A 26844-nucleotide genomic window follows, 5' to 3' on the forward strand; every position below is an offset into this window, starting at 1 on the left:
TTCCGATCAGGGCACGGCGTGGTGCCGGGCCCACGTGATCGGAGGTCGGTTGCGATGGTGATGTTGTCTGCGCTGGTGTCGGATCTGGACGCCGAGCTGAGGCGTCTGGGCTACAAGGAATCGACGTTGGTCTGGTATCGGGGCTGCTGGCGTCGTATGTCGAGGTTCTTCGTTGCTCGTGGCGTCGAGGATTTTTCCCTGGACATGGCGATGTCGTGGGTCGACGAGGCGTGCGACGGGTTCTTCGACAAGGAACGGGCGGGCACGCTCAAACCCACTGATGTCTACTTGTTCAGAGTCGCGCAGATGCTGGGCGAGTACGCGGCCCACGGGGCGGTGCTGCGCCGCTACTCGCGGTCGGTGAACAAGCTGGCCGGGGAGGACGCCGACGCGGTCGTCCGGTTCCAGGACTGGTTGCGGGCCGCTGACCTCGCGGTGTCGACCGTGCGGGTCTACACGACGGTGGCCGCGGAGTTCGTGGCGTTCATGGCCACCCGGGGAGGGCTGGCCCGGTGTGACGCCGGGGTGCTCGGGGCGTTCGTGGCAACACTGGCCGGATACCAGGCCAAGACCATCGAGCAGAAGATGTGCGCGGTGCGGTCGTTCCTGCGGTTCGCCTGCGCCGACGGGCTGGTCGACGCCGCCGTGCTGGACGCGGTCCCAGCGGTGCGCTCCAGCCGGCAGGCCAGGATCCCGTCGGTGTGGGATCCCGCAGAGGTTGCCCGGATCCTGGAGGCTGTCGATCGGGGTAACCCGTGCGGGAAGCGGGACTACGCGATCATTTTGCTGGTCGCCAGGCTCGGACTGCGGGGCGTTGACGTCAAACGGTTGGAGTTCGCCGACTTCGACTGGCCCGGAAACCGGCTCAGTGTGGCGCAGGCCAAGACCGGCGACCGGGTGCAGTTGCCGTTGTTGAAAGAGGTCGGCTGGGCGGTGATCGACTACATCCGCCATGGCCGGCCGGTCTGCGACTGCCCGCAGGTGTTCCTGCGACACCTCGCTCCGATCGGCCCGTTCTCCGACCAGGATCATCTGCATCAGATCCTGGTCAAACACGCCCGGGTGGCGCACGTACCCGATCAGCGAGAAACGCCGCCACGGCATGCACTCGCTGCGACACACCCTGGCCACCCGGTTGATGGAGGACGGCACACCGATCGAGCAGATCGCCGACGTCCTCGGCCACCAGTCGGTGCGATCGACCGGCGTGTATTTGAAGTCGTCGCTGGGTCTGCTGGCCCGCTGCGCGCTGGACCCCGACGCGCCCGGGTCGGAGGCGTCGCGATGAGCGCCGGCATCACGATGGCCGATGCGATCATCGCGCTGGTCGAGCAGAAACGCGCCGTCGGCTACAAGTACGCCGCCGAGGCGCGGGTGCTGGCCCGGTTCGAGACGTTCTGCCGCAGCGAGTTCCCTGGGCTGAACGCGCCCGATCAGGCCTCGGTCGAGGCGTGGCTTGCGGCCGCGCGGCGGCGGAAAGTCACCCCGGCGACCCTGCAGACGCTGGCCGCGCCGGTCCGGGAACTGGCCCGTTGGCTGGGCCGCCGGGGCACGCCGGCCTACGTCTTGCCCAAAGGCGCGCTGCCCAGACCCGCCCGCTACGTCCCGCACATCTACACCGACAAGGAACTGGCGGCCCTGTTCGCCCAGACCGATCGCTGCCGCTACTGCCCCCAGGTTCCGTTACGGCACCTGGTCATGCCGGTCCTGTTCCGCACGATCTACGCCTGCGGGCTACGGGCTTGCGAAGCCCGCCTGCTCCAGGTCGGCGACGTCGACCTCGACGCCGGCGTGCTGCAGATCCGCGACGCGAAGGGCGGCAAAGACCGGCAGGTGCCCGTCAGCGCGTCGTTGCGCGTCATGCTCACCGACTACCACGCTCAGCTCATCGGCCGCTCGGGCAGCATCTGGTTCTTCCCCGGCACGGCCGGAAAACCGCTGACGCTCGGGAACATCGACAAGAACTTCCGCCGATTCCTCTGGCAGGCCCGCATCTCCCACGGTGGTCGAGGCCGCGGCCCCCGCGTGCACGATCTGCGCCATACGTTCGTGGTCAACAACCTGCGTTCGTGGTTCGCCCACGGCGAGGACGTCGGCGCGTTGCTGCCGGTCCTGCAGACCTACCTGGGCCATTCCTCGATCGCCGACACCGCCTACTACCTGCGGCTGACCGCCGAGTCCTATCCCCACATCACCGCCCACGTCCAGCACACCATCGGCGAGATCGTCCCGCCCACCGCCGCCCGGCCGCGCCATGGCGACTGACTTCGCGGTCTTCCTGCGCCGTTTCCTCACCACGCACCTGGCCGGACTACGCGGCTACTCACCCAACACCATCGCGTCCTACCGCGACACGTTCAAGCTCCTGATCGTCTATCTCCGCGACGACCAAGCCGTCCCACCACAGAAACTCACCCTCGACCACATCGACGCCGCCGCGATCACCGGGTTCCTCAACTGGCTCGAAGCCGGCCGCCGCAACAGCGTGTCGACCCGCAACCAGCGGCTGGCCGCGATCAACTCGTTCTGCACCTGGATGCAAACCGAGGACCCCACCCGGATGGCCCGCTACCAGGACATCCTCGCCATCCCCGCCAAGAAACAGCCCCGCCCCTGCGTCAACCACCTGACCGTCGAGCAGACCCGCCTCCTGCTCGCCCAACCCGACCGGTCCACCCGTCGCGGACGCCGCGACGCGACCTTGCTCGCCACCCTCTACGACACCGCCGCCCGCGTCCAGGAACTCGCCGACCTCACCGTCCGCGACCTCCGCCTCGAACACCCCGCCATGGCGGCCCTGACCGGCAAAGGCGACAAGACACGCCACGTCCCCCTCATGGTCAACACGACCGCGATCCTGGCCGACTACCTGGCCGAACATCGCCTGGACAAGCCCGGCCACGACGACCACCCGATGTTCTTCAACCAACACCGGACCAAACTCAGCCGCGGCGGCATCGCCTGGATCATCCGCAAATACCTGGCCGGCACAAACACCCCGCGGCTCGCTGCCGCCAACGTCAGCCCGCACACCCTGCGCCACAGCAAAGCCATGCACCTCTACGAGGCAGGCGTCCCGCTGCCCTACATCCGCGACATCCTCGGACACGTCGACCTGTCCACCACCGAGATCTACACCCGAGCCTCAACCGAGGCCAAACGAAAAGCCCTCGAAGCCGCCTACACCGACGTCATCGCCACCGACGACCTACCCGAATGGAACCAAGACCCCGGACTACTCGACTGGCTCACCACCCTCTGACCCGACACACCCGCTTATGCGCAGCGCACAACCCCCGGAACCGTCCCCACCAGGCCCAACGGACAGACCCTGCGCATAACCCAGCACTGCTCATAGGGCGCGTTATGCGCAGCTGCGCATAAGCCACCTTGCGGGACCCCGCTCAGCGTCGCGTTCCAGACCCAGTCCTCCAGGTATCCGGCTTGGAGCATGATCCGCATCAGCCGCAGGAACCGGTTGTCGTGGATGCGCTCGGCCATCGTGTCGAGCATGAGCTGATGGTCGAAACCTCGATCCCGGGGTGCTCGCGCAGCCAGGCTTCCAGGGTGTCGGCGGTGCGGTCGGGCAGTACGTCGATGCGGTCGTGTGTCTCGGCGTCGATGATGACGGTGGCGTAGCGGTGCCGCCGGCGTAGGGCGAAGTCGTCGACGCCGATCACCCGGGGCGTGCGTGCGGTGGGTAGCGGGATGCTCAGCAGGGTCCGCAGGGCCGTGTGGCGGGACAGGCCGATGGTGAGGGCCGCGAGTAGCCGTGCCCCGGCTCGGCCCGCCAGTTCGGTGACGATGGCCTTGACCTGCTGGGACAGCCGGTGTGTGCGTCGTTGGTAGCGCTCCAGGATTCCGGGGGTCTGCTCGCGGAAGGTCTGTCGGCAGCCGTGGGTGGGGCATACCAGGCGTCGCACCCGGACCCGGAGAACGGGCGGTGTCGGCCAGCCTCGTAAGTGTCCGGACTCGCTGTCGGCGGACAAGGCGTACTCCTCGAAGGCGAACCGGGCCGCGTTGCGCGCCCGCAAGATTGAGGCGGTGATCCCCGAGCGGACGGATCAGAAGGCCAACCGGGTGAGGAAGGGATCTTCCGGTGGGCGTCCACCGGTCTTCGATCCTGACCGGTACAGGCGGCGGAACCAGGTCGAGCGGGGTTTCGGTCGGCGGAAGCAGTAGCGTGGCCTGGCGACCAGGTACGACAAGCTTTCCGAGTCTTACCAGGCCACGCTGGACCTTGCTGAAACCCTCGATTGGCTCCGTGCGGTCCCGGACCGCACGTCATGATCCGCGAGACACGGCCTAGGGCTGGCGGTCGGGCTGATCCTGCGAGTGCAGGTCTTCCGCAGTTCGGTGCCCGAAGGGGACCTCCACTGGCCGTGTGCCCTCGATGTTCCCGCCCTGTCGCGGGCACCGTTCCCGTGCTGCAGGGTGTGGCCGAGTTGCGGTCGGGTCGATGCCGCTCGTGTGGGCTGCAGCTCGGACCTCCGAGGATGTCGGTGGAGCTGGCGGCAGCGAGTGCGCTCGGCGTCCTCACCGTCGTCGTCGATGAGCCGCTGCCGCTGCTTGCGTTTTGCTGGATGGCGGTGTTCGGCATCGCCCTCGCGGTCGTCGACGTCGCGGTCCATCGCCTGCCGGACCGGCTGACCGCGCTTCTCGCCAGCGGTGTGGCCGCGTCCCTGACCGTGGAATCGCTGATCCTTGGCGACGCGCGCCGCCTGGGGGAAGCGCTCGCCGCAGGTGTGGGCGCCGGGCTCTTCTACCTCTTGTTCTCGCTGCTGACCGGAGGTGGAATTGGCCTGGGCGACGCCAAGTTGGCGCTGGGCCTTGGTGCTGGAGCGGGCTGGTTCGGCTGGCCCTCGGTTGTGCTCATGACGTTCCTCGCGCTGGCGCTCACCGGGGTCGTAGCCGCCGCACTGATCGCACTGAGGAGGGCGGGACGCAAGGACGCGATCCCCCACGGGCCGTTCATGGTGCTCGCGGCGACGGTCACGGTCGTCCTCGCCTCGCTGTAGGATCTCACGCCCGGCGTCATCACCGTCTCAGCGACCGCGACGGGCTGCGCCTAGCCGGCACTGCGACCGTGTCCATCGGGAGCGAATCCGGTCGGGCCACCGTCGGTGTGATGTGGCCTGTTCGGGCGACGTTGGCGGGCCGCACGGGAGTCGCCGCAACCTCATTGGAAGGTGTCGGGGACTGGCTGCGGGCCGGACCTTCGGATACGCCTGCGGCGATGCCAGCCTTGGCCCGAACGATGCCACGAAAGTGATCCCACCGCTGGCCTCGGTCGGGATGGCCGTCTGGACAGTGCACCTCGGCATCGTCGAGTCGCTTCAGCGCTGTGGTCGCGTCGCCTCGTTTCATCGCCTCGGTGGCTTCTGCGAATGCCCTCGCCGCTGCTTTCCTGTTGATGGCGTGGATGCGGCCGTCGCCGAGACGCTCTCCCTCCAGCACTTCCGGATGGTTCCGGGCATAGGCAGTCATCCACTCTCGTTCCCGCGGCGTCGCCCGTGCTGCTTCGGCCGCGTATCGGACGCCGTCGCCGGTGAGGGCTTGGTAGCCAGGTCCGTACTGTTCCAACGCGAGCAGCAGTTGGCGCTCCCGCACGCGCGATTGTCTGCCAGCCAGTCCGTCGTCGCTTTCCGGTGTCTGCTGCTCGCTCCGCTCGTGGGCACCCGATCGCGTGTGGGACGCAGTCTGATCCGCTGGGGACGCTTGTATGTAGTCGCAGCCGTCGCGCCACTCGGCGAAGGACAACACGCCACATGCCCGCGCCTCGTCGAGCCAGTTCAGAGCTCCGGACAGGTCACCGGCGGCGTGGGCCGCCTCCGCTCGCTCGAATGCCTCTTCTCCGCGCCGCTGCCGGGCCTTGTCCCACTGGTCGGGGGTACGGTATGGAAGATCCAGCACCTCGGGGTGATCACCGATAAAGCTCTTGATCCACTCCTGCTCCGCCGGAGTGGCGTTGACCATCTCAGCGATGTAGCGGTGGGCTGCTCCGGTGCTCCGGTGGTAACCGGCGGCGTGTTCCTCGATCTTCAGCACGATCTCGCGGCGGCGGACCTGCTGCTCCCGATGGTCCAAGTCGTCAGCGTTTTGTCGCCTGTGGACGGTATTCGGCGTGACCTCACCGTCTTCGGGGTCGGTGTCGTGGCCAGGGGCTGCGTTCGGCTCGTCGCCGGGCGCTCTGGCCGGATGGGTCACTTCCGGTTCAGCCTCGGGCGGTGCTGCGGCCGTCTGGCTGTCGACGGCGTATCGGACGGCGGCGTGGACTGCCTCGGCGGCGGCGGTCTGCAACGCGACTCTGTCCTGCTGGTCGCCGAAGTAGGCCCATCGGAGGAGGTCAGTGCGTTGCTCGAACGCCTCCGCAAGGGTGTCGGCGAGTTTGTCGGCGAATGGGTGGGTGAAGTTGTCCGGGGAGTTGGCGAGTGCCCACACCTGCGTCTGCTGATCGTTGGCCAGCCCGGTTAGCACGGTGGAGAGCCAGGTGATGTCGTCTGCGCTCGCTCGTGCGCCGGGGCCGGTTGTCCAGGCGTCGAGGTTTACCGGTGCTGTCACGGTGACGATGGTGGTTGGCGGTGTGGGCGCGGTCTGCGGTACCGGCTCAGGCGAGGCGGCGATTGCGCCGGTCGGTTGATCGGTGGCGAGCGGAAGGCGTTGCTGTCCGCTCAGGTCGGCGGTTCTCGGCCAGTCCACTGGCTGGTCGATCGGGGTGAGGACGCATCGGCCGAGTTCCGTCTGCCGGTGCCCGTCGGTGGTGTCGTGGCCCTTGATCTTGCCAACGACGTGGACGTACGTGCCGGTACGGAAGGCGTTGAGGTTGGGCGCCCGCCACGTCCATAGGTTTCCGGACGCGTCGGCGAGGTAGAGCGTGGTGGCGGCGGACTGGCCGCCGCCACGCCGTTGGCGGTTGTAGCTGCGGGCGGCGAGGACTCGGGCGGTGAAGCTGACCTGGTCGGCCTTCTTGCCTTGCCATGTCGACGTTGCCGTGGTGCGGCGGATGGCGTCGTCTTGCAGGTGACGCTGGTAACTGGAAACCGCGGAGACCAAGGTAGCGAAGTGGCGAGGGCCGATGGTGTCTTCGGCGGCGGCGAGCCGCAGTTGGTAGGCGTAGTCGCTCACGTCGCGGTCGTGTAGCGCAATCGCGTACGCGCGGGCCGCTGCGGCTTGGTCGCGGGTTTCGTCGGTGACGGCTGCGTCCAGTTCCTCGCGCAGCCCGGCGGCGTCGTACCCATCGCCGTTGATGGCGGTGTCGACGATGGCGGCGGTCGGGACGAGTGTGCCGTCGCTGGCGTCGGCGTCGCGGCGGGACACCCATCCATAGAGTTGTACGGCGGCTGTCGTGAGGGTGAGGACCTGCATGGTGTCGTTGCCGTTGGGGTTTCCGGGACGGCCACCACGGATGATGGCTGGGTCGACGCGTCTCGGCGGCACCGTGGTCCCAACGGCGGCGGGGGCAGGTGGCGGCTCGGACCGACTCGCCTCGGCGATCTTCGCGTTCACCTCGTCCAGTCGCTGGCGGGCGGCACGTAGGGCCTCGGTGTGTTTGAAGGGCGCGTCGAGGCCGCTCGTGATCCTGTCGAGGTCTTGTTCTTTGCCTGCGAGGTCACGTTGCAGTTGCCCGACGATGGCGTCGAGCCCGCGCAGCCGCTTTTCCAACCTGTTGACGATGTCTGCGTTGTCCAGTTCGGTGTGGGAGAGTGCGAATTCGGCTCTGGGCAGGTCGGGCATGTTGACGTACAGCAGTCGCCGGTTCTGCGCCTCGATCCACCGATGTTCCGCCACGACCTGGAATCCACCGATGGTGGCGACCTCCTGCTCCCCGCGTGGCGGTGGAAGGGCGAGGGTCTTGAGCGCGTCACGCAGGAGGATGTTGCCCTGCTTGCGTTCTGCGGTTACTTGGCCGAGCACGGTGATGCGGAACTTCTCCCCGGTCGTGTCGATGCGGCGCGCTTGGGCTGCGATGGCCTCCTCGATCTCGGCCCGCTGAATGGTGATGTCCTGCTCGCGTTCCCGCCGGACCCACGCCATCCGGTCGCGTTCCCGGTGATGCGAGCGTTCCATCCGCTCCAACTTGGTCACTTCAGCCTGCAGCGCGGCGTGGTCGAGCAGCAGAGGGTTGCCGGTCGCCAACGCTTTCACCTCGTTGTACGACAACGCGGCGTCGCCGACGTCCTCGATCTCGCGGACGTCGAGCCGGCCGCGCATGAGTTGGGCGATGAACTCGGCCTTCCTTGCCACCGTCTGCCACATGAAGCCGTCGAACGAGCCTTCGGTGACGTACCGGATGATCTCGACCTCGTTGTTCTGGTTGCCTTGGCGGAGGATCCTGCCTTCTCGTTGTTGGAGATCGGCGGGCCGCCAGGGGCAATCCAGGTGATGCAACGCGACCGCGCGTTGCTGCACGTTGGTGCCGACGCCCATTTTCTCGGTGCTGCCGACCAGGACGCTGATGCGTCCGTCGCGGGCGGCGGCGAACAGTGCGGCCTTCTCGGCGTCGTTGCCGGCCTCATGCATGAATCGGATGTGAGCCCGGGGCACGCCACGAGCGACGAGTTGATCCCGCAGTTCGTCATAAGCGTTCCAGCCGGCAGCCGGCACGCCGAGGTCGCTGAAGACGATCTGGAGCCCGCCGGGACGCGGGTGGGCATTGCCGTCGCTGTCACTGAAGATGTCGTCGCGGTGTTCGGCGTAGATGCCGGCGATCGAGTCCGCGGCGGCGGTCAGCTTGCTTGACGAGCCTGGGGCTATGCCGCGGATGCCGAGCAGCGCTGACTGGACCTCCTCGTCGAAGTGCCCCGACCACAGTAGTTCAGGCTCAGCGACAATCGGTGCTGGCCATGCCATCGCCGCCGCCCGTTCCCCACCGGGGCCGACGTCGGGTCCTGACGGGGGTTGGGCGCTCCACAGACCGGCGAGTTCTGAGGCGAGTCGCTGACGGATACCCGAGTCCGCGAGGCGGTCGTAGGTGTCCATCAGCTCGGCGAGCCGGTCCGCAGTCAGGGTGCGGTCAGCGTTTGCCCCCTGGTACACGGCGGCGAGGGCCTGCTTGAGGGTCTGTGGCAGGTCACCGCTCCAAACCACACGCCCGGTGGCGTCCTCGACGCGGTCGGGCCAGCGAACGCTTCTTCCGACTTGTGCGTAAGGCGGCTCGGTCGCCCAATGGTCGATCAGGTGCTCTGCCACCCGCTGCCGGACATCGGCATCACCGAGCCCGTCGTAGGTGGCCAAGGTGTCGAGGATCTGGTCGCTCGTCAGCGGGCCGACGCTCCAGTCATGGGTGTCGACGAGGCGGAGCAGGGCCTGTTCGGTGGCGTGGTCGAACTGCCCCGACCACAACGTGTCGCCCTCGTCCTGCAGCACCTCGCCAGGCCACACAGTATTGGCGGGATCCAGGGGGTTTGGCCTCTGCCGAGCCCACCTGCCAGCGAGGTCGGCAGCCACTGCCGCGATAGCTGGCTCGCCTTCGAGTACCTCCAACCGACGCAGCACGTCTGCGATCTCGTCCGCCGTGGGCGGCACCAACCGCAGGTCCATCGCGGCTGAACGGCCGTTGTGCGTGATCTTCAGCAGGTTGTCGTCGGTGGGGTCGACGTCGCCGCGGCGGACCTTGTCGGCCCGGTCGACCAGGGCGGTGAGGTACTCGCTCAGCCCGTCGCTGGCGGGTACGACCACGGTCCGGGGCAGCCGCTGGCCATCCTCGCGTTGTTTGAGCGCCGGTACGGGCAGGGCCAGGTCTTCGGCTGTCTTGACGTCCGCGACCTGGTGGAGCAGCCGCAGCAGCTCGGGGACGTTGTAGAACTTGGCGAACCTGCTGTTGACCCGTAGACCGCCGCCCTCGGGGACGACCTCGATTCCTTCGACCGTTTCGCCGAACGTCGCCGCCCAGGCGTCGAACTCGTCGATGCGGAGGGAGCTCATGAGGTTCGGGGCGAGGTATTGAAGCATGGTGTGGACCTCGCCGAGCGAGTTCGCGACAGGTGTCGCGGTCGCGAGGGTGCCCACCCGGTCGTTGGTCTCGCGCAGCCACCGCAGCTTCATGTCCAGATCGGTGGACCTGTTGGATCCTGGGATTCCCATTCCAGGGATGCGGCTCGGCCGTTCCAGGTTCTTGAACAGGTGGCCCTCGTCGACGAACAGGTAGTCGACGCCCATCATCTCGAACGTCAGACCAGGGTCCTTCTTGGTGTCGAGCTTCTTCTTGATCCGCTCCTCAGCACGGCTGATGGCACCTTCGAGCTGCTTGACAAGCCGCTTCTGATCGGCGCTCTTCGCCGCTTCCAGCCGCTGTTCCAGCTTTTCGATCTTCGACTTCAGATACTTGCGCTGATACTCGGGCGACATGGCCACCTGCTCGAAGGCGCGGTGGGTCATTATGATGGCGTCCCACGCGCCGGTCGTCACCCTCGCCTGGAACAACCTGCGACGGTCCGCGGTCAGGTCCGCGCTGCTGGCTGAGAGCAGCCGCGCCTGGGGGTACAGCTGGAGGAATTCCCTGCTGAACTGCTCCAGCATGTGGTTCGGGACGATGATCATCGGCTTGCGGACCAGGCCGAGGCGACGCAGTTCCATCGCCCCCATGACCATCTCCGCTGTCTTGCCGGCCCCGACCTCGTGCCACAGTCCAACCGCCGGTTCATTGACGATCCGCGCTACCGCGCTGTGCTGGTGCGGGTGGGGTTTGAAGGTGAGGGCCAGGCCCGGCAGGGTCAGCTTCACTCCGTCGTACGAGCGCAGGACAATCGAGTTGAATCGCTCGTTGTAGACGGCCAGGTGAGCGTTGGCGCGCTGCGGATCCGACCACAGCCACTCGCTGAACCGTTCGTTGATTTCGGTCGCTTTGGTTTGCGCCGCGAGTGTGGCGTCGGCGTTGAGCCGGCGCTTCTCGGTTACCGGGTCGATGTCGTAGACGCGCACAGGCCGCTGCTTCAACAGGTCCTCGGCGATGTCGACGGCGGATCTCCGTTCGGTGCCCCACGTGCTCGTCGCGAGGGTCGAGGCGCGGCGCTTCGAGGTGACCGTCCAGTCCGTGCCGCCGTCACCGTGTTCGACGGCCAAGGTGGGGTCATCCAGGAGCTCTTGGAGGAACTGCGCGACCGTGTCGCCGCTGACCCAACTCGCGCCTAGGCGGACGCGGATCTCCTCCGGGGTGAGGTCAGCGGGTTTGACGGCGGTGAGGGCCTCGACGTTGGACGCGTACTGCTCGTCTTCCTCGGCTGCGGCACGGGCCTGGTCGAGCTTCAGTCGCACGTTGCCGGACAGGTATTCCGCCGCCGGAACGAGCCGTTCGGTGCCTGGTTCGTCGAAGACGAGGGTGCCCAGTTGCTGACGCGCGTCGTCCTCGTCCACGCCGAGCAGCCACGCCACCCGATTAAGGGTGATCTGGCCGTACACGTCCTGGCAGACCGCGATCGCGTCCTCGGGTGTCTCCGCGCCGAGCTTTGGTGCGCGCGGGGCGATGGCCCGGGTGGTGAAGATGTCGGACTTGTTGGCGATCTGCGATGCGTCGTCGAAGCGTTCCAGGGCGTAGACGAGGTTGGCGAACGGGTCGGCGCGGAATCCGCCCTGGGCTGGGGCGGCCCGTCGCAGGATCGGTTCGCCGGTCTCGTCGTCGACTTTGCCCGTCTCGTACGTGTTGTAGCGGTTGATCGGCCCGAACCGTGCGACGTAGCTGTCGTAGCGGCGGCCGAGCTGTGATCGCAGGTGATCGATCTCTTCGGTGTCGTCGGGCGTGGCTGCCTCGGCCTCCAGCAGCCGCATGGCGAGGTTGCGTAGTCGCAGCAGCTCTCGCAGTTCGTCAGTTTGCGTCTTCGGCGGCACATACGGCTCGGCTTGGCCGTTGATGACGCGGGTGAACGTGCCGTCCGTGCGCAGCGCCAGGTATCCATCGGGTTGCTGCGCTGCGGCGACGACGAAGGCGACCGGCTGCGGCTGTATGGCCTGCCGGGCAGGGCTGTAGGTCAGCGTCTGGGCTTGCGCTTCCGCGACGATGTCCTGCAAGGCGGCGCGGAGGGCCGGTGCGCAGTCGCGGTCACCGACAATGGCCAGCTCGTCCCCGCGGTGAAGGCCGCCGGTGCCGAGCCGGCCGAGCACCCGCCCCGGGCGGTCCAGGAAGTAGGCGTTGACGCGCACCTCATCCTCGCCCAGCGTGATTCGCCGGGTCGTTTCCCAGTCACGGGTGGAGGTGGCGGGGCGGCTTTCCTCACGGCGGCGCAGGATCAGTACGTCGATGACGGCGTCGGTGCCAGCAGCTCTCGCCATCGCCCCCGAGGGCAGCCGTACGGCACCGACGAGGTCGGCAAGTGAGGCGATCTCCCGGCGGGCCGCTGGGTTCGCGCGGTCCATGCTGAAGTGCGAGGTGAGCACCGCCATGAGCCCGCCTGGCCGCAGCAGATGCAGCCCTTTGATCATGAAGTGGTCGTGGATGCTGTGGCCGGCCGGGTTGTGCCGTCGGTCCGTGAGCGAGATCTTGCCGAAGGGGACGTTCCCGAGGACGAGGTCGAAGGCACCGGCGGGGATGCGGGTGTCGGCGAAGCTCTCGTTGAGGATCTGGGCGTCCGGGTAGAGGGCTGCAGAGATTGCTGCGGTGATCGGGTCCAGTTCGACACCGACCATCCGCGCGTTTTCGGGGGCGAACCCGATGAAGTTGCCCGAGCCGCTGCCAGGTTCAAGTACGTCGCCGTCAGTGAAGCCGAGTTGCCGCACGGCGTCCCACACGGCTTTGACGACGGAGGCGTCGGTGTAGTGGGCGTTGAGGGTGGTGCGTCGTGCGGCACGCCACTCGGTTTCGTCGAGCAGTTCGGCGAGTTGTTCCCGCGCCCAGACGTAGGTGGTGTGCTCGTCGCGTGCCGGGTCGAAGATGGCGGGGACGGCACCCCATCCGGACCAGCGGGCGAGTACCTGTTGCTCGTCCTCAGTGGCGGGCCGCTGGTCGGCTTGCAGCTGGCGCAGCAGGCGCAGCGCGGTGATGTTGGCCCTGATTCGGGCGGCCTGCCCGGAGGGGGCGAGATCGGCCTGCTCTGTGGGCCGGAACCTCGGCCCGCTCGGTTCTGCCCCGGCGTCGTACGGCTCGGCTTCGGAGGCTCGGGCCGGAGGAACGGGATCGCCCGCCGGCTCCGTTGGGGGTGCCGGCGGGTTGGGTGGCAGGTTCGCCAGATCGCCAAGCAGGTCGGTGGTCGCGGTCGGGGTGTTCGTCGGTCGCTGGGCGGGTGGGGTGACGGCTGGTGCGGTGGAGTCGGATGAAGCCGTCACCGCCGAGGGCGGCGCTACCGCCCCCGGCGGCGGTGCGGCGGGTACTAGCGGGTCGGGCTGAGGTCGGTCTCCGGGTCGGGCAGCATCTCGCGCAGCACCTGACCCTCGGCGCTCAACCGGGCGTTGTTCAGCCGACCGAGCTTGTCCAGGTATGTCTCCCGCTCCGGGTCCGGACCGGCCAGCGCCATGCTCAGTTCCTGGATCTGCTGGGCGATCTGCTCCCCCATGTCCGTGAAGAACTCGTCCGGCTTCGCGATCTGCCGGTATCGGTTCGGCAGGTGGTTCTGCCAGTGCATGCGTGCTTGCGCTGCGTACTGGTTCACTCGTCTCCACCTCCAATTCGTCGGAACCGGCTGGTTCCGGCGCCCGCGCCCAGAGGTAGTCGTCGAACGACAGTTGACCGGCTATCTCCTTGCGCCTTCTAGCCAATGGAATCACATCCCCCGCTGCCTGCGGACTCCCTATCTGAGCCGTCTACCTGGGCCGTCGTTGTGGTGCGTCGGTGCCGCCGACTAGGAAGTGCTGGGGCCGCTGACCGTGGTGTAACGCTGAGAAGCGGCGTCGGTACGGGCATGCTGCGGTCCGTCGTCTACCTGGAGTGAGGGCTGCTGGCCGCCCGGGGCAGATCCACCGCGCCCGGTTGGACGGCTGGCGATCTGGTGACAGGGCCCGACATGGTGGTCGCTGGCGTGGCGAAGCTCGCCTGGGCAACGCCGCGAGGTGGAGGCGTCGCCATGGGCGTCGGCGCGCTACCCGGACGGGAGGCCGCAGCGTCGCTCTGGACCGGCACCAGTTGGGTCTGGGCCGCGGTGGTCCGCGCGGTGACGGCTGCCGTACGGACGAAGTTGCGGGCCGCGTCGATGGGCAGCGGTCCGTTGGCGGCGTCTGTCAGGACGGTGAGGGTGGTCGGGTTGGTCCGGACTGCCACCCAGGGCCGGGACGTCAACCCGATGCACTCAACGAGCCCTCTGGTGATCTCTGACCAGTCGTGGTCGGAAAGTTGACGCTCGGTGGGATGGGTCCGCATCGCGAGCACGGTGACGCGGCCCCGGCCAGTGAGCCGCCGCAGGTTTTCACGCCAGGTTCCCACATGCCAGCCGCCGCCAACGTCGACGACATGGGTGTCGGTGGTTCGCTGAACGGAACCGGATCGGCCCGCTGCTCCCGCCGTGATCGAGGATGCGATCCGACGCGAGGACTGGGGGTCGTAGGTGTTCACCAGCATTCCTTGCCTCCGGGTGACGTCAGGTCTTGATCAGGTGTTGGAGGGAGCGAGCGATCTGGGGATCTGGTGGCTGTGGCTACCGCCGGATGTTCACCCCGACGGCGTCCATGAACAGCAGCGGGTCGATTGCGTTGTCGGCGTTCAGCGGTGGCGCGTTTCGATGCACCTCGAAATGCAGGTGAGGCCCTGAAGAACGGCCTGTGCTGCCGACCCAGCCGATGAGTTGACCGGCCTGGACCTGGGTGCCTGCCGAGACGGCGAGGCGTACGGCGTGGCAGTAACGGGTGGCGATGCCGGCGCCGTGGTTGATGTTGACCAGTAGTCCGCAGCCGGACAGGTTCGGGTTTCCGGGTCGGTCGCAGTAGTCGCTGTCGCATCCGGCGTAGATGACGACGCCGGCTGCTGCGGCGTAGATCGGGGTTCCGGTGTGCGCGGCGAGGTCGACGCCGTCGTGGCTGGGCCGCGATGGCGGCCGGAACCTGCTGACCAACTGGTAGCTGTCGACAGGTAGAGGCGGGTGCCAGGCGCCGGAGCCGCCTGTCGTGAGGGTGTACTTGTCGATGCGGGAGCGGATCTGCTGGGGGTAGTCGTGCGCCTTGCCCGCAGCGGGGACGCCGCCAGCGTCGAGAACGCACGTTCGGCCGCAGAAGTAGGCGGCCCAGGCGATGTCGAGCGGGTCACCGGACAGCAGGGCCGCCCCGATGTTGCGGGTGGCCCAGCCGACGAGGTCACACATCAGGCGGCCCATCGCATAGATTGCGTCCTCGGGGTCGTCCGGCGCGTTGCGGCCGTCGTTGTCGTAGTCGTCGCCCCAGGTAGCCCAGGTAGCAAGCTGAAACTGGGCTATGCCGATGGCGTCTCCGCCGCGTTCGGGTGGATTGTGGGCGACGGCACCGGCGTTCCAGCTGCTTTCCAGATCGATCTGCGCCGCGATCATCGGTGGGGTGATCTGTGGGCAGATCGAGCCGGCGCGCACCACCCACGGGACGAGGTGGCGAGCGTGCGCGGGGATGGCGTCGACGTTGAGTTGGCCTCCGCCAGCGGGGGCGGCGATCAATGTTGGGCTCGCCGCCAGCAGGGTGGCCGCACCTGAACTGACGAAGGCGACCAGGCCAGCCCCCACTACGAGCACGCTGGCAAGCAGCAGCACGACCGCCCAGGTCGACGTTGCATTGGCCTGCCCGTTCGTGTTGGTCATCGCGGTCACCAGACCTCGTAGTCGCTGATCCGCCAGCCAACCGTGGTCAGCCGAAGGGTGCATACGACGGTGTGGCGTTGCAGCGGGCCGCGCCAGCCGTCGCGCCCCACCGGCTGGACCGTGGTCAGCACGGCGTGATGCCGCTGTTCAGCAGTGTTCGGCGGGAGTGCGTCTCCGGCGTACGCGCTGACCTGGACCTCGCTGTAGGCGCGGTGGAGCGTCCATTCCTGCCACCACGGGCTGCGGCGTGGCAGAGCTCGACTCGAGACCGCGGCGGCCAGCGTCGCGTCAAGGTATGCCGCAGTCCGCTGGTATGCGTCGGCCGGGTCTCGATCGACGTTGGTGTCGATGAGGTGCACGGCGGCGGCGAACGCCTCGCACACCGCTGGCGGATCGAGGTAGTCGACTGATGGGTCGACAGCGAGAGGGCCCGGAGTCACGGTCACTTCTGGCCGGGCCTGTGGACTGGTGCAGGTGCTGGTGCTGGTGCTGGTGCAGGCTCCTAGCAACCCGGTGGTGAGAGCAAGCGCCAGAACGATGAGTCGACCGGTGAGGATCATGCTGGTCACGCTCGCGACCAACGGTTACCGGCGGCGCTGCCGTAGCCCCGTAGCCTGACGTACCGCTCCTCGCACGGCGGTGCGATCGCGCGAGTCGAAAGACGAGCGCTGCCTGCTCGGACACGACCTGGCTGCCGATCGCTGCCGCTATCACGCGCGCCGTGTTACGCGGCCGCCGCGAGACCGCAGCTCATCCACGGCGCTCCGCTCGCCGAAACCCGGCGGGGAGGCGGCGGAACGGGCGTCCTCCACATCGCCAGCGGGTCCGGGACGGCCGGCAGCCTGGGCTAGCCCTAACGCCCGTAGCGCTACCGCTGACCCTGGCGGCACCCGTAGCGGCCCCGCACCCCCACAAACGTCTCCGGCAGCGGCCCCCAACGAGGCCGCACTCGCATGTCGGAGGAGTTCAGCATGTTGCTCAAGCTCGTTGTCGCCGCCCAGTCGGTTCCCGCACTGGAAGCCCCAAATCCGGCTCCGTCGGCACCGCCCGGCATGACCGATGTGGCTACCACCTTTCTCGGCTGGGGCAAGTGGATTCTGCTGGTTGCCGGCGTTCTCGGGTTCATGATCTGCGCCGGAATGATGATCGTCGGCCGGCGCAACCGGTCGCAGACCGCCGTCGATGGCGCGGCCGGGGTGCCCTGGGTGCTCGCCGGTCTGGCGCTGACCAGCCTGGCGGCCGGCATCGCCGGGGTGGCGCTGACATGAGCCGTCCACGTTTCCGGCATGCGGCGCCCCGTCGTCGCATCCGCCCTCTGTCTATCGCCGCTGCCGGGCTGGTCCTGCTCGTGCTGGCCTCAGTCGCGGTTGCCCGGAGCAGCGACGCGCCCCGGCACTCTCAGACCCCGCCCGAGCAACAACTCGCCTCAGTGGATCCGCGGCCGATCGGTGACCAGACATCCGTGGCACCCCAGCAACCGGCTGTGGACATTGCCTGGCCGACCGACCTGACCTGGATCACTGTGGCCGGGCTCCATCTGCCCGTCTCCGCAGCAGCAGGTCCGAATGATCTGGCGGAGGGGCGGTCGCAGCGCTTCGCCCAAACACCGTCAGGTGCCGTTTTCGCGGCGCTTCACCTGCTGGTGCGTACCAGCCCGCAGGTGGGCCCGCGGATCTGGGAGCCGACGCTGCGTGAGCAGGTCGTCGGGCCGGACGTCGCCGCATATGTCGACGCAGTCACCCGGGGCTACGCCGTCGCCCGTGAGCAGTTGCAGACTCCCTACGGCGATCCGCTGGCTCCCATCTACGCCTCGATCGCCGGCGTACGGATCGACTCCTACAGCCCGCAGGCGGCGAGCCTTCGCCTGCTCATTGAGGCACCGGACGGCGAAGGCGGCATCGCCCGCGCGGCCACCGTCGTACAGGTCTCCTGGTCAGGTGAGGACTGGCACCTGGTCGCCCCACCACGTGGCGACTGGTCCACGGTGCGCGCACTGGTCGGGCCCGCCTTCGTCCGCGGCTACACGCCGCTGCCGGGCAGGTAGGCCATGTGCGACGCATGGGATCTCAAGTGCCAGTTCACGGAGGGTGCCACCGAAGTCGCCGGTGCGGTAGCGGACAGCATGATCGGTCACCTCGCCGGTCTGATTGGCGATGCGCAGTCCACCCTGATCACGTCAACGGTGACCTGGTGGCTGTACCTGCCGCCGGTTGATGTCGAGAATGCCCCGGCGGCGGGAACCCTTCAGCAGTGGATGCTGCCGATCGCCCTGCTGGTCGCGGTCGCCGGCATCATGTGGCAGTCCCTCCTGATGATGATCAACAGGAAGGGTGAACCGCTGATCGCGGTCGTGAAAGGGCTGTTCACTACCGCGTTGTTCGGCGCTCTAAGCCTCGCCGGCACTCAGATGCTGCTGAGGGCGTGCGAGTCCTACACCGAGTGGGTCCTCACCTGGGGTATGGACTGTGCCCCGGGCATCGGCCAGGACCCTGGCTGCAAGACCGACGCGCTCGCCGCGCGTATGCAGCTGCTGCTGATGCCGGCTGGCCCTGGCATCAGCAGCATCCTGGTGGTCGTCGTGGGCCTGTTCGTCCTCGTCGCCAGCATCATGCAGGCGATGTTGCTGCTGTTCCGCAGCGGCGGCATCATCATCCTCGCCGGGATGCTCCAGCTCGCCGCCAGCGGTACCTTCACCGGCGCCACAAGCAACTGGCTACGCCGAGTGCTCGGCTGGCTGCTCGCGCTGACCTTCTACGAGCCGTTCGCCGCTACCTCGTACGCGGTCGCGTTCATGCTCATCGGCGATCCCGAGAACCGCGACATCTCGACCTGGTTCACCGGGGCCGGCATGCTCGGACTGACTATCGTCGCACTGCCGGCAATGATGAAGTTTTTCAATTGGACCGTGGGTGCCGTCCAGCAGTCCGGCAACTCGGCGGGCATGCTGGCCACTGCGGGGGCTGCGGGTCTACACGCGGTCGCCTCGCGCCGTGGCTCGTCTGGCATGACGGCCACGGACTACGCCCGAGACATGGATCGCCGCAGCCCGCCGTCCTCGGGTGCCCAGGGCGACAGTGGCTCGGGGACTCCTCGACCGACACCGCCGACGTTCACCGGTCCGGCGCCCACCGGCGGCGCCACCCCGTCGGCGGGCACCACGACGACAACCACCGCGACTACCACAGCTGGTAGCGCCACCACGGCGACGGCCGCCGGCAGCAGCGCCGCAGCCGGTGCGGGCACGGGTGCCGCCGGAGCCGCCGGGGTCGGAGCATCCGCCGCCGCAGGTCCCGCCGCGCCCATCGTCGCCGGTGTCGTCGTCGGCGCCCAGGTCGCTGGGGCAGCAGCCAAGTCGGCGGCGAACACGGCCAGCCGTTCGACGGAAGACAGGTGAGCGAGATGTCCGCTGATTTTCCCGCCGACGAAACGCGCACCTACGGCGGATGGCGCCGGGCCAGGAACATGGGCCTGTTCGGACTCGGCTTCGGCCAGACGATGGTGGTGCTCGCGGCGATGACCGTCGCACTGATCACGATGTCGGTGAGCCTCGCCGCCATCGCTGTGGTCGGGCCGGTCTGCCTGATCATCATCATCGGCAACGTCGCCCAGTGGGACGGGGTGTCGCTGGCGCAGGCGCTTGTGCAGCGCCTCCGCTGGGTCACCGGTACCGCCCGTGGTCGGACAAGCTACCGCGGCGGTGTGATGTCGGCGCAGGAGCACGCCTGGCAGTTGCCGGGCGTGCTCGCCCCGACCGTGTTGTTGTCCGCGCAAGACGGCCACGGCGGCAACTACGGCGTGGTGTGGCATCGCAGGCTCGGGACCATGACGGTCACCTTGCGCTGCGCCGCGCAGTCCACCTGGTTGGCCGACTCCGCAGCGGCCACCGCGTGGGTGTCGAACTGGGGCGGCTGGCTGGCCGGTCTCGGCCATGTCCCGATCGTGCGGTGGGTCGCGGTCACCGTGGACACCGCGCCGGACTCCGGTACCCGACTGGCCGACTACATCACCGGACGGCTGGCTCCGGACGGACCAGCAGCGGCGGTACGGGTGCTTCAGCAGCTCGTCGCCACCGCTCCGCAGGCTGCGGCGGATGTTCAGACGACCGTGTCGATCACGTTCGACCCGGCCGCCTCACCGGCCCGTCCCAAGACGGTGCCGCAGTGCCTCACGGAGGTCGACCGCGCCCTGCCGGGCTTGCAGGACGCGCTGGCCGGGTGCGGGCTGACCGTGCTGGGACGAGCTACAGCCGCGCAGATCGCGGGGATCGTCCGGCACTGCTTCGACCCGAACAGCCGCGGCGACGTGACCCGGCTACTCAGCGCTGATCCTGGCACGGCAGCCGAACTGCTGGACTGGAGCAACGCCGGCCCGGTCGCCGCGCAGGAGCACACCGACCGGTACGAACACGACGATGCCACCAGCGTGACCTGGGCGTGGCACGAGGCACCGCGCCAGCCGGTCACCCATCACGTGCTCGCGCGGCTGCTCGCCCCCGGCGACCACCCGAAACGGGTCACGCTGATGTACCGGCCGTTGACTGCGGCGCAGGCCGCAGGCGAGGTCGAACGCCAAGTCAACGCCGCCCAGTTCCGCAGCTCCTACCGGCGAGCCCGCAAGCTCGACCCCACCGCGCGGGACATCGCCGACCACGAGCAGGCCGCCCAAGCCGCGCGAGAAGAGGCACTCGGAGCCGGTGTTGGCCTGATCAGCCTGTGGGTCACCGCCACCGTGTTCGATCCAGCCGAACTGGGCCGCGCCGTCGCCGACGTGGAGAGCCGCGCGGAGACCTGCAAGGTAAGGCTGCGCCGCCTATGGCGTTCCCAGGCCGCCGGATTCGCGGTCACCCTGCCGGCCGGAATCTGCCCGCCGGTGCTGGCCCAGCAGTGGCCCCGCTAACGCTTCCTCCATCTGCCTTCTGACGAATCAGAAACGAGGCACAAGGTGCACCGCAAGGACTACGACGAACTCGCCGACGTCATCGGCAACGTGACAGCCAACATGCTGACCAACCCGGCCGCTCTGCCCGAATCGATCACTCCGGCCCAGGCCCGGGAGCTCATCCACGAATTCGTGAGAGGCATGGCCTGGTGGTTTCCCAACTTCAACCGGCACTTCGACGAGACGAGGTTCCTCCGCGCTTGCGGCGTGCCGCTGTGGGAGGAACCGTCGAGCAGCCCCACGCCGCAGGGTGGCATCGAAGCTGCGCCTGACCGCAAGGCCGAAATCCGACCAGCGACACAGCCGGCAAGTGCAAACAAACCGACCCGGCCACAGGTTACTTCGCTGGCTGACGGACCAGCCACGTTACCTGCCGGAGAAACCGCAGGTCCTAGCGACGCGGAGACCCATCCGGTCGCGCTGGCGAAGGCATCCGGTCCGCCCGGTGGGTCCGGTCCTGCTACTTCCCCGGGCAGTGAGGCTCCCAGCCTGCCGCTTCCCGATCAGGGACCAACCCGGCGAACAGGAGCCACACCACGACGCCCGGACATCGGGCACCCAACTCGTCGATAGGGGGTATCACCAATGGCAGATGATCCGTACAACGATGTGTCGTACGGGGGAACCATCCCCCCGGCGTGGGGCTGGCGTCGGCCGGGTGCCGGACGGGCCGTGCATGTCACGGCCGGCACCGAGTACCAGGCCACCACCGTGCAGGCCGCCGGCCTTTACCCGTTCACCGCCGGCTCCGGCTCGCCGCTACTCGGTGTGCCGATCGGGCGCCACCAGCTCTGGGGCGAGTCAGTGCTCCTCGACCCGTTCGAGTGGCTCGGCGCCGGCTTGATCACCAACACCGGCGTCTTCGTTCTCGGTCAGCCAGGTGCCGGTAAGTCCGCGTTCGCCAAACGCCTGGTCATGGGCATGGCCGCCACCGGCGCTCAGGTGCTGATCCTGGGCGACACGAAGCCGGACTACACCAGGGTCGTGCAGCACCTCGACGGGCAGGTCATACGGGTCGGTAGAGGGATGGACCGGATCAACCCACTCGACGCCGGTCCACTCGGAACGGTGCTGTCGCGAATGAGCGGGGCGGACGCCGATCAGCTCCGTCTGGAACTGCGCGGACGGCGGCTCACCCTGCTCATCGCCTTGTGCACGTTGGTGCGAGACGGCGGGCGGGTCAGCAACACCGAGGAGGTCGTCCTCGGTCGTGTGGTGGATCTGCTCGCCGAGCGACGTGCCACCGACCCGGTGATCCCCGACGTGCTCGCGGTGCTCGAACAAGGGCCGGACACGATCCGGGCTGCAGCACGCGCCACCTCCCTGGCCGACTACCGCCGCCGCATCGACGACCTCGTCGCCACCCTCCGGCTGTTGTGCGAAGGAACCCTCGCCGGCGTCTTCGACGCCGCCACCTCCACCCCCATCGACCTGTCCGCCAAGGCGGTCAGTATCGACATCTCCAGGGTCGCCGCCGCAGGCGACAAGCTCGTCTCCGCCGCGATGCTCTCCACCTGGAGCTACGGGTACGCCGTCATCGACGCCGCAGCCGTACTCGCCGACCAGGGCCTCGCCCCCAGACGTCGGCACCTGGCAGTCATGGACGAGTTGTGGCGGGCGCTACGGGGAGCACCGGGCTTGGTGGAGCCAGCCGACGCGCTCACCCGACTGTCACGCAACCTCGGCGTATCGCAGATCATGCTCACCCACTCCCTGGACGACTTGGACGCGCTCGCCAGCGATGAGGACAGAGCCAAGGGACGCGGCATGGCCGAACGCTGCGCCATCAAGGTTCTGGCCGCTCTGCCCGGCCGGGAGCTGGACCGGATCAGCCAGATGGTCCGCCTCTCAGGGCCTGAACGGGACATGGTCGCCTCCTGGGCCGCCCCGGACGCTCTGGTACCCGGCGCGACACATCCGGGCCGCGGAAAGTACCTCGTCAAGACGGGCGAGCGGGCCGGCATGCCGGTGGCGCTGCACCTCGTCGGCGACGAGGTATCGCTGTACGACACCGACACGGCGGTGCGGGCGGGTGCCCGATGAACGGCGGCATCCGCAGCCAGCAGCCGATCTACCCCCGCGGCAGCGCGGGCGGACACCCCCTAACTCCATGGTTGATCCTTGGCGCTTGCGCCGCCGCCGCAGGGCTGACCTGGTTGGCGTGGCTGTCCGGACGACTCGCCGCTGTGGTGTCCGGGCACCCATGGAAAACCGGCCCGCCGTTCGGCTGGGACTTCACCAGCCACCTGGTCGACCAGGAATGGCAGCACCTGTGGCCTGGCGTGCCACCGCTACGGGTAGCGCTCATCTACACGCTGCTACTCACCGCGTTCGTCGTGCCGGGATTCTGGGGCTGGGCGTGGTGGCAGGCCCATCGCCCACAGGCCGGAGACCCTCTACCGTCTCTCGCCCGCGCCCGCGATGTCGACGAACTCATCGGCGTCACCGCGCTACGGCGTGCCCAACGGCTCCGGTCGAGCCTCGCCGGACGCGCCCCGAGGCAGGTCCCGGCCGCCGCGATCGGCATCGCCGTCGGACGGCTCGTCGCTGGCAGTCGGAAACGCGGCCCGGTGCTTCGGTCCAGCTGGGAGGACGTCATCCTCGCCGTGATGGCGCCCCGGGCGGGTAAGACAACCAGCCTGGCGGTACCCCCGATCCTGGACGCACCCGGGCCGGTGCTCGCGACAAGCAACCGCTCCGACCTGTGGGCCGCCACCGCGCGAGCCCGCCAGCGGATCGGCCGCGTCTGGACCTTCGACCCACAGCGGGTCACCCGCCAGCCACAAACCCTCTGGTGGGATCCTCTCGCCACGATCAACGGTGTCGAGGACGCCGCCCGGCTCGCCGACCACTTCATTCAGGAAATCCGCGGTGTCGGCTCCTCCGACCCGTTCTGGCCGCTCGCGGCCGGAGATCTGCTCACCTGTCTCTTCCTGGCAGCGGCCAACTCCGGCGGCACCCTCACCGATGTGCAAGCCTGGCTGTCCGACGTAACCACTCGCGAGCCGGTAACGCTGCTACGCGCCGCCGGATACCCGCAGGCCGCCCGGTCGCTTGCAGGTCGACAAGGCGGCGCCCCGGAGACCAGGGACGGGGTCTACGAAACCGCGCGCACCGCCGCCCGCTGCCTGTCCGACCCAGACATCATGGCCTGGGTCACCCCGCCGGCAAGCAGCATCGACCGCCTCGACGTCACGGCGTTCCCCACCTCCAACGACACGCTCTACCTCTTGTCCAAGGAAGGAGCGGGGGCCGCCGCTCCCCTGGTCGCCGCGCTCACCGACGCGGTGTTCCGCACCGCCGTCGTACACGCCGAAGCCGGTGGCGGCCGCATCGACCCACCCGTGCTGGCGGTGCTCGACGAGGCCGCGAACATCTGCAAGATCGCCGACTTGCCCCAGCTGTACAGCCACCTCGGCGGCCGAGGAATCATCCCCATCACCATCATCCAGAACATCGCCCAAGGCCAAGGGGTGTGGGGCGAACGAGGGATGACCGCCCTGTGGACCGCCGCCACGATCAAGCTCATCGGCGCCGGCTTGGACGATTCCCGCCACGCCGAAGACGTCTCCCGACTCATCGGCGACCACGACGTCGCGGTGACCTCGATCAACCGGGACGGCAACGGCCACACCAGCTACTCCACCAGCGCTCAACGACGGCGAATCCTCGAACCAGGAGATCTGCGGTCCCTCAAGCGCGGACGGGCGGTCCTGCTCGCGACCGGTGCCCGCGCCGCCATGATCGACCTGATGCCGTGGTACAGCGGCGACCACGCCGACACCATCGGCGCCGACACTGCCGCCAGCGTCGAGTCCATCACCCACAACGCCCGCACCGACCTTGACACCAGCCGACGCCGTTCCACACGGATCGACGTGGACAACCCCGGCTTCGACGACCGCGGGCATCAGTCATGAGCGGCAACCACCCAAGGTCGGAAGCGGAACAGCGTTGGCTGGAGGCGATGTTCGCCGACCTTCAACGTCAGATCGACGAGCTGGCCGGCGAGCTCCTGGCGCTGACCTACCTCGTACACGCCCACACCCTCGCCTCTCTGAAGGCCGAACCGGCGGCTGACGCCGACTTCGTACGGCGCACACGCGAGGAAACCGACGATGGCCGCTGACCACCCGCCACCCGAACGTTTGTACGCGGTCAACGACCTCGCCACACGCTTCTACGCCAGCCGGCTGACCACCTCGAAGAAAGCGACCCCCTACCTGCACAGCCACGGCATCAGCGACACCACCGACCCAGCGGGGCCATGGCGGATCGGGTACGCGCCGAAACGCTGGACCGAACTGGCAAGCCATCTGCAGCGAGCCGGCTTCACCACCGACGAGGTCACCGCCGCAGGTCTCGGATTCATTCACCGCACCAGCGGACAGCTCCTCGACCGATTCCGCGACCGGCTGATGTTCCCCATCACCGACGACCGCAACCGTGTCGTCGGCTTCACCGGCCGCGACCTGTCGGGTCACGCCGACGCCAAGTGGATGAACAGCCCGGACACCTCCCTCTACCACAAACGAGAGGTGCTCTTCGGCCTCGGACAACAACTCGCGCACCGCCCCGCCGGCATCGGCGACCCCGTGGTGTTCGTCGTCGAGGGAGCCGCCGACGTGCTCGCGATGCACCGCATGGCTGCCGCGCACTACGCCATCCCCGAGACGCAACCCGTCTACGCGGTCGCGCCGTGCGGCACCAATCTCACCCACGAACAACTCAACCTGCTCCAGCGGGCGCTACCCGGCGCACACCTGGTCCTGGCCTTCGACGGCGACGGCGGCGGACGCCGGGCCGCAGAGCGGGCCTACCCGATCGCGGCGCGATGGCCCGGTCAGCTCTCCGGAGTCCGCCTACCCAAGGGACAGGATCCCGCCGACATACTCGCGGACATGGGCCCCATCAGGGCAATGAGCGAAATCGTCGGCGCCATACAACCCCTCGCCCAGCTTCAGCTCACCAACAAGATCAGCGGCCTGTTCGAAAGCAGGCGCATCACGGATCCGGTCCGGTTCGTCGACGACCGACTCACCGCATACCATGCTATCGCCGAACTGTTCATCGACGCCCCGCACGCCACTCGCGCCATGGCGGAGGCCGCCTCCGAGCAACTCGGACTGGACGCCACTGACGTCGTACGCGGTGTCGTCGAGGCATGGGAGGCCCGAACAGACTCCCCCAGTGGATTGGACCCGCCCCCACCGCCCGACCCGCCACCGACGTCTCACACCGTGAGCTCTCCGCCTCCGTCGGACGACGAGCCACCGACCCCGGCCGCGAACGCGAACGCTGCTCCCATCACGGTATCCGCGTCCGCACGAAGCCGAGGCGGACGAACCACCCACACCGCCGCCATGTCCACTCGCCACGATCCCCGCACCGGGATCAGCGTCTGGGCGCTCGCCGACGGCATTGGGCGACACAGGGAAGCGACGACCGCGGCAGAGATGGCCGCCGACATCGCCGCCACCGTCACCCTGCGCTCATCGCCGGCGACCGGACTGCACGCCGCACGGGCAGCGGTCAACGCCATCTACGACGGCGTGCACCACAGCCAGGCCGGAGACGCGTCCCTTCTGGTCGTCTCGGCGTATCCCGCATCCGACAGCCGCCATGGCGTGCGGTTCGAAATCGCCTGGGCCGGGGACTGCCGCGCCTACACCATCAACGCCGGCCAACTCGCCCAAGTCACCGCCGACCACACCGCCGCGCGGAAACGCCGTGACCAAGGAGAACACACCTCGCACGGCGTCATCGCCGATACCCTGCTCACCTCCAGCGTCCGCGCCGGTGACATCAGCATCTGCCCGGTCGACGACGGCCCGATCCTGTTGTGCAACAGCTCCCTCCACAAGGCGATCCCCCCAGACCAGCTAGGTGCCGAACTGGCCGGGATGAGCGACGCCCAAGCCAGCGCGAACCGAATCATCAACGCCATCGGCTCGCACCATCCCGGCAACCCGGCCGTGTTGCTCATCCATGCCCGCTCAGCTCCGCCTTCACTAGTCACCACCACCGGGGCAACCCGGAAAACGACGCACACCGCCACCGGTTCAGCCGCTGCGCTGGCCAAGACCTCGTTCGTCACCTCGCTATCCGCAGAGCCTGCCCCGGCCGCCACCAGCGGCATGTCTTCTGGCACACCCGGTTGGTCACCCTCATTGCCGCTGCCACCGCGAAGCAGCCCACGCCGACCATGAACAGCAATAGAGAGGAAACC

17 protein-coding genes and 1 pseudogene are annotated in these 26844 nt (G+C 68.3%); 13 read left to right on the forward strand and 5 right to left on the reverse strand.

Annotated features, from left to right (window positions below; genetic code table 11):
- Positions 1–54 precede the first annotated feature (54 nt).
- On the forward strand, positions 55–2265 hold the full coding sequence (locus ACN27F_RS10520) for a tyrosine-type recombinase/integrase (RefSeq protein ID WP_421432997.1): 2211 nt from the start codon (positions 55–57) through the stop codon (positions 2263–2265).
- Positions 2255–3262 carry a tyrosine-type recombinase/integrase gene (locus ACN27F_RS10525; protein ID WP_421433000.1) on the forward strand — a complete coding sequence of 336 codons (1008 nt, stop codon included), beginning with the start codon at positions 2255–2257 and terminating at the stop codon, positions 3260–3262. The genes ACN27F_RS10520 and ACN27F_RS10525 overlap by 11 nt, the downstream gene beginning before the upstream one ends.
- Positions 3263–3527: 265 nt before the next feature.
- On the opposite strand, the pseudogene ACN27F_RS10530 reads toward ACN27F_RS10525, so the two are convergent.
- Positions 3528–3938, reverse strand: a pseudogene (locus ACN27F_RS10530) (transposase); the annotation flags it as partial.
- Between ACN27F_RS10530 and ACN27F_RS10535 the strand changes: the two are divergent.
- Positions 3901–4182 (forward strand): transposase, encoded by a 282-nt coding sequence (locus ACN27F_RS10535; protein WP_421433008.1) that lies wholly within the window; start codon positions 3901–3903, stop codon positions 4180–4182. The pseudogene ACN27F_RS10530 and the gene ACN27F_RS10535 overlap by 38 nt on opposite strands.
- 314 nt (positions 4183–4496) lie before the next feature.
- The gene (locus ACN27F_RS10540) at positions 4497–5018 is read left to right on the forward strand and encodes a prepilin peptidase (protein WP_421433010.1); all 522 of its coding nucleotides are present in this window, start codon (positions 4497–4499) and stop codon (positions 5016–5018) included.
- A gap of 19 nt (positions 5019–5037) precedes the next feature.
- On the opposite strand, the gene ACN27F_RS10545 is transcribed toward ACN27F_RS10540, so the two are convergent.
- From ACN27F_RS10545 to ACN27F_RS10560, 4 genes are all read right to left on the reverse strand, one after another.
- The gene (locus ACN27F_RS10545) at positions 5038–13254 is read right to left on the reverse strand and encodes a hypothetical protein (protein WP_421433013.1); all 8217 of its coding nucleotides are present in this window, start codon (positions 13252–13254) and stop codon (positions 5038–5040) included.
- A 44-nt stretch (positions 13255–13298) separates the two neighbouring features.
- A complete protein-coding gene (locus ACN27F_RS10550; protein WP_421433016.1) occupies positions 13299–13577 on the reverse strand; it encodes a hypothetical protein in 279 nt (92 codons plus the stop codon).
- A 978-nt stretch (positions 13578–14555) separates the two neighbouring features.
- Entirely contained in the window at positions 14556–15677 is a 1122-nt protein-coding gene (locus ACN27F_RS10555; RefSeq protein WP_421433019.1) for a peptidoglycan DD-metalloendopeptidase family protein, read from the reverse strand.
- 5 nt (positions 15678–15682) lie between these two features.
- Positions 15683–16237: a hypothetical protein gene (locus tag ACN27F_RS10560; RefSeq protein ID WP_421440093.1), complete on the reverse strand. Its 555-nt coding sequence runs from the start codon at positions 16235–16237 to the stop codon at positions 15683–15685.
- A 411-nt stretch (positions 16238–16648) separates the two neighbouring features.
- Between ACN27F_RS10560 and ACN27F_RS10565 the strand changes: the two genes are divergently transcribed.
- The 9 genes from ACN27F_RS10565 (at position 16649) to ACN27F_RS10605 (ending at position 26824) form a co-directional block, all read left to right on the forward strand.
- Positions 16649–16945, forward strand: coding sequence for a hypothetical protein (locus tag ACN27F_RS10565; RefSeq protein ID WP_421433021.1), 297 nt, complete (start codon positions 16649–16651; stop codon positions 16943–16945).
- A 215-nt stretch (positions 16946–17160) separates the two neighbouring features.
- Positions 17161–17721, forward strand: coding sequence for a hypothetical protein (locus ACN27F_RS10570; protein WP_421433024.1), 561 nt, complete (start codon positions 17161–17163; stop codon positions 17719–17721).
- Positions 17722–17724: 3 nt separating this feature from the next.
- The gene (locus ACN27F_RS10575) at positions 17725–19071 is read left to right on the forward strand and encodes a hypothetical protein (RefSeq protein WP_421433027.1); all 1347 of its coding nucleotides are present in this window, start codon (positions 17725–17727) and stop codon (positions 19069–19071) included.
- A 5-nt stretch (positions 19072–19076) separates the two neighbouring features.
- Positions 19077–20573 carry an SCO6880 family protein gene (locus tag ACN27F_RS10580; RefSeq protein WP_421433030.1) on the forward strand — a complete coding sequence of 499 codons (1497 nt, stop codon included), beginning with the start codon at positions 19077–19079 and terminating at the stop codon, positions 20571–20573.
- A 45-nt stretch (positions 20574–20618) separates the two neighbouring features.
- The gene (locus ACN27F_RS10585) at positions 20619–21188 is read left to right on the forward strand and encodes a hypothetical protein (RefSeq protein WP_421433033.1); all 570 of its coding nucleotides are present in this window, start codon (positions 20619–20621) and stop codon (positions 21186–21188) included.
- Between the two features lie 12 nt (positions 21189–21200).
- Positions 21201–22658 carry a hypothetical protein gene (locus ACN27F_RS10590; RefSeq protein ID WP_421433035.1) on the forward strand — a complete coding sequence of 486 codons (1458 nt, stop codon included), beginning with the start codon at positions 21201–21203 and terminating at the stop codon, positions 22656–22658.
- A 71-nt stretch (positions 22659–22729) separates the two neighbouring features.
- Positions 22730–24535 carry a type IV secretory system conjugative DNA transfer family protein gene (locus ACN27F_RS10595; protein ID WP_421433037.1) on the forward strand — a complete coding sequence of 602 codons (1806 nt, stop codon included), beginning with the start codon at positions 22730–22732 and terminating at the stop codon, positions 24533–24535.
- A complete protein-coding gene (locus ACN27F_RS10600) occupies positions 24532–24744 on the forward strand; it encodes a hypothetical protein (RefSeq protein WP_421433040.1) in 213 nt (70 codons plus the stop codon). The genes ACN27F_RS10595 and ACN27F_RS10600 overlap by 4 nt, the downstream gene beginning before the upstream one ends.
- Positions 24734–26824, forward strand: a complete 2091-nt coding sequence (locus ACN27F_RS10605; protein WP_421433042.1) for a toprim domain-containing protein — start codon at positions 24734–24736, stop codon at positions 26822–26824. Before ACN27F_RS10600 ends, ACN27F_RS10605 begins: the two co-directional genes overlap by 11 nt.
- Positions 26825–26844 lie beyond the last annotated feature (20 nt).

It is taken from the genome of Solwaraspora sp. WMMB335, from assembly GCF_049179075.1.
In the GTDB taxonomy this organism is placed as follows: Bacteria; Actinomycetota; Actinomycetes; order Mycobacteriales; family Micromonosporaceae; genus Micromonospora_E.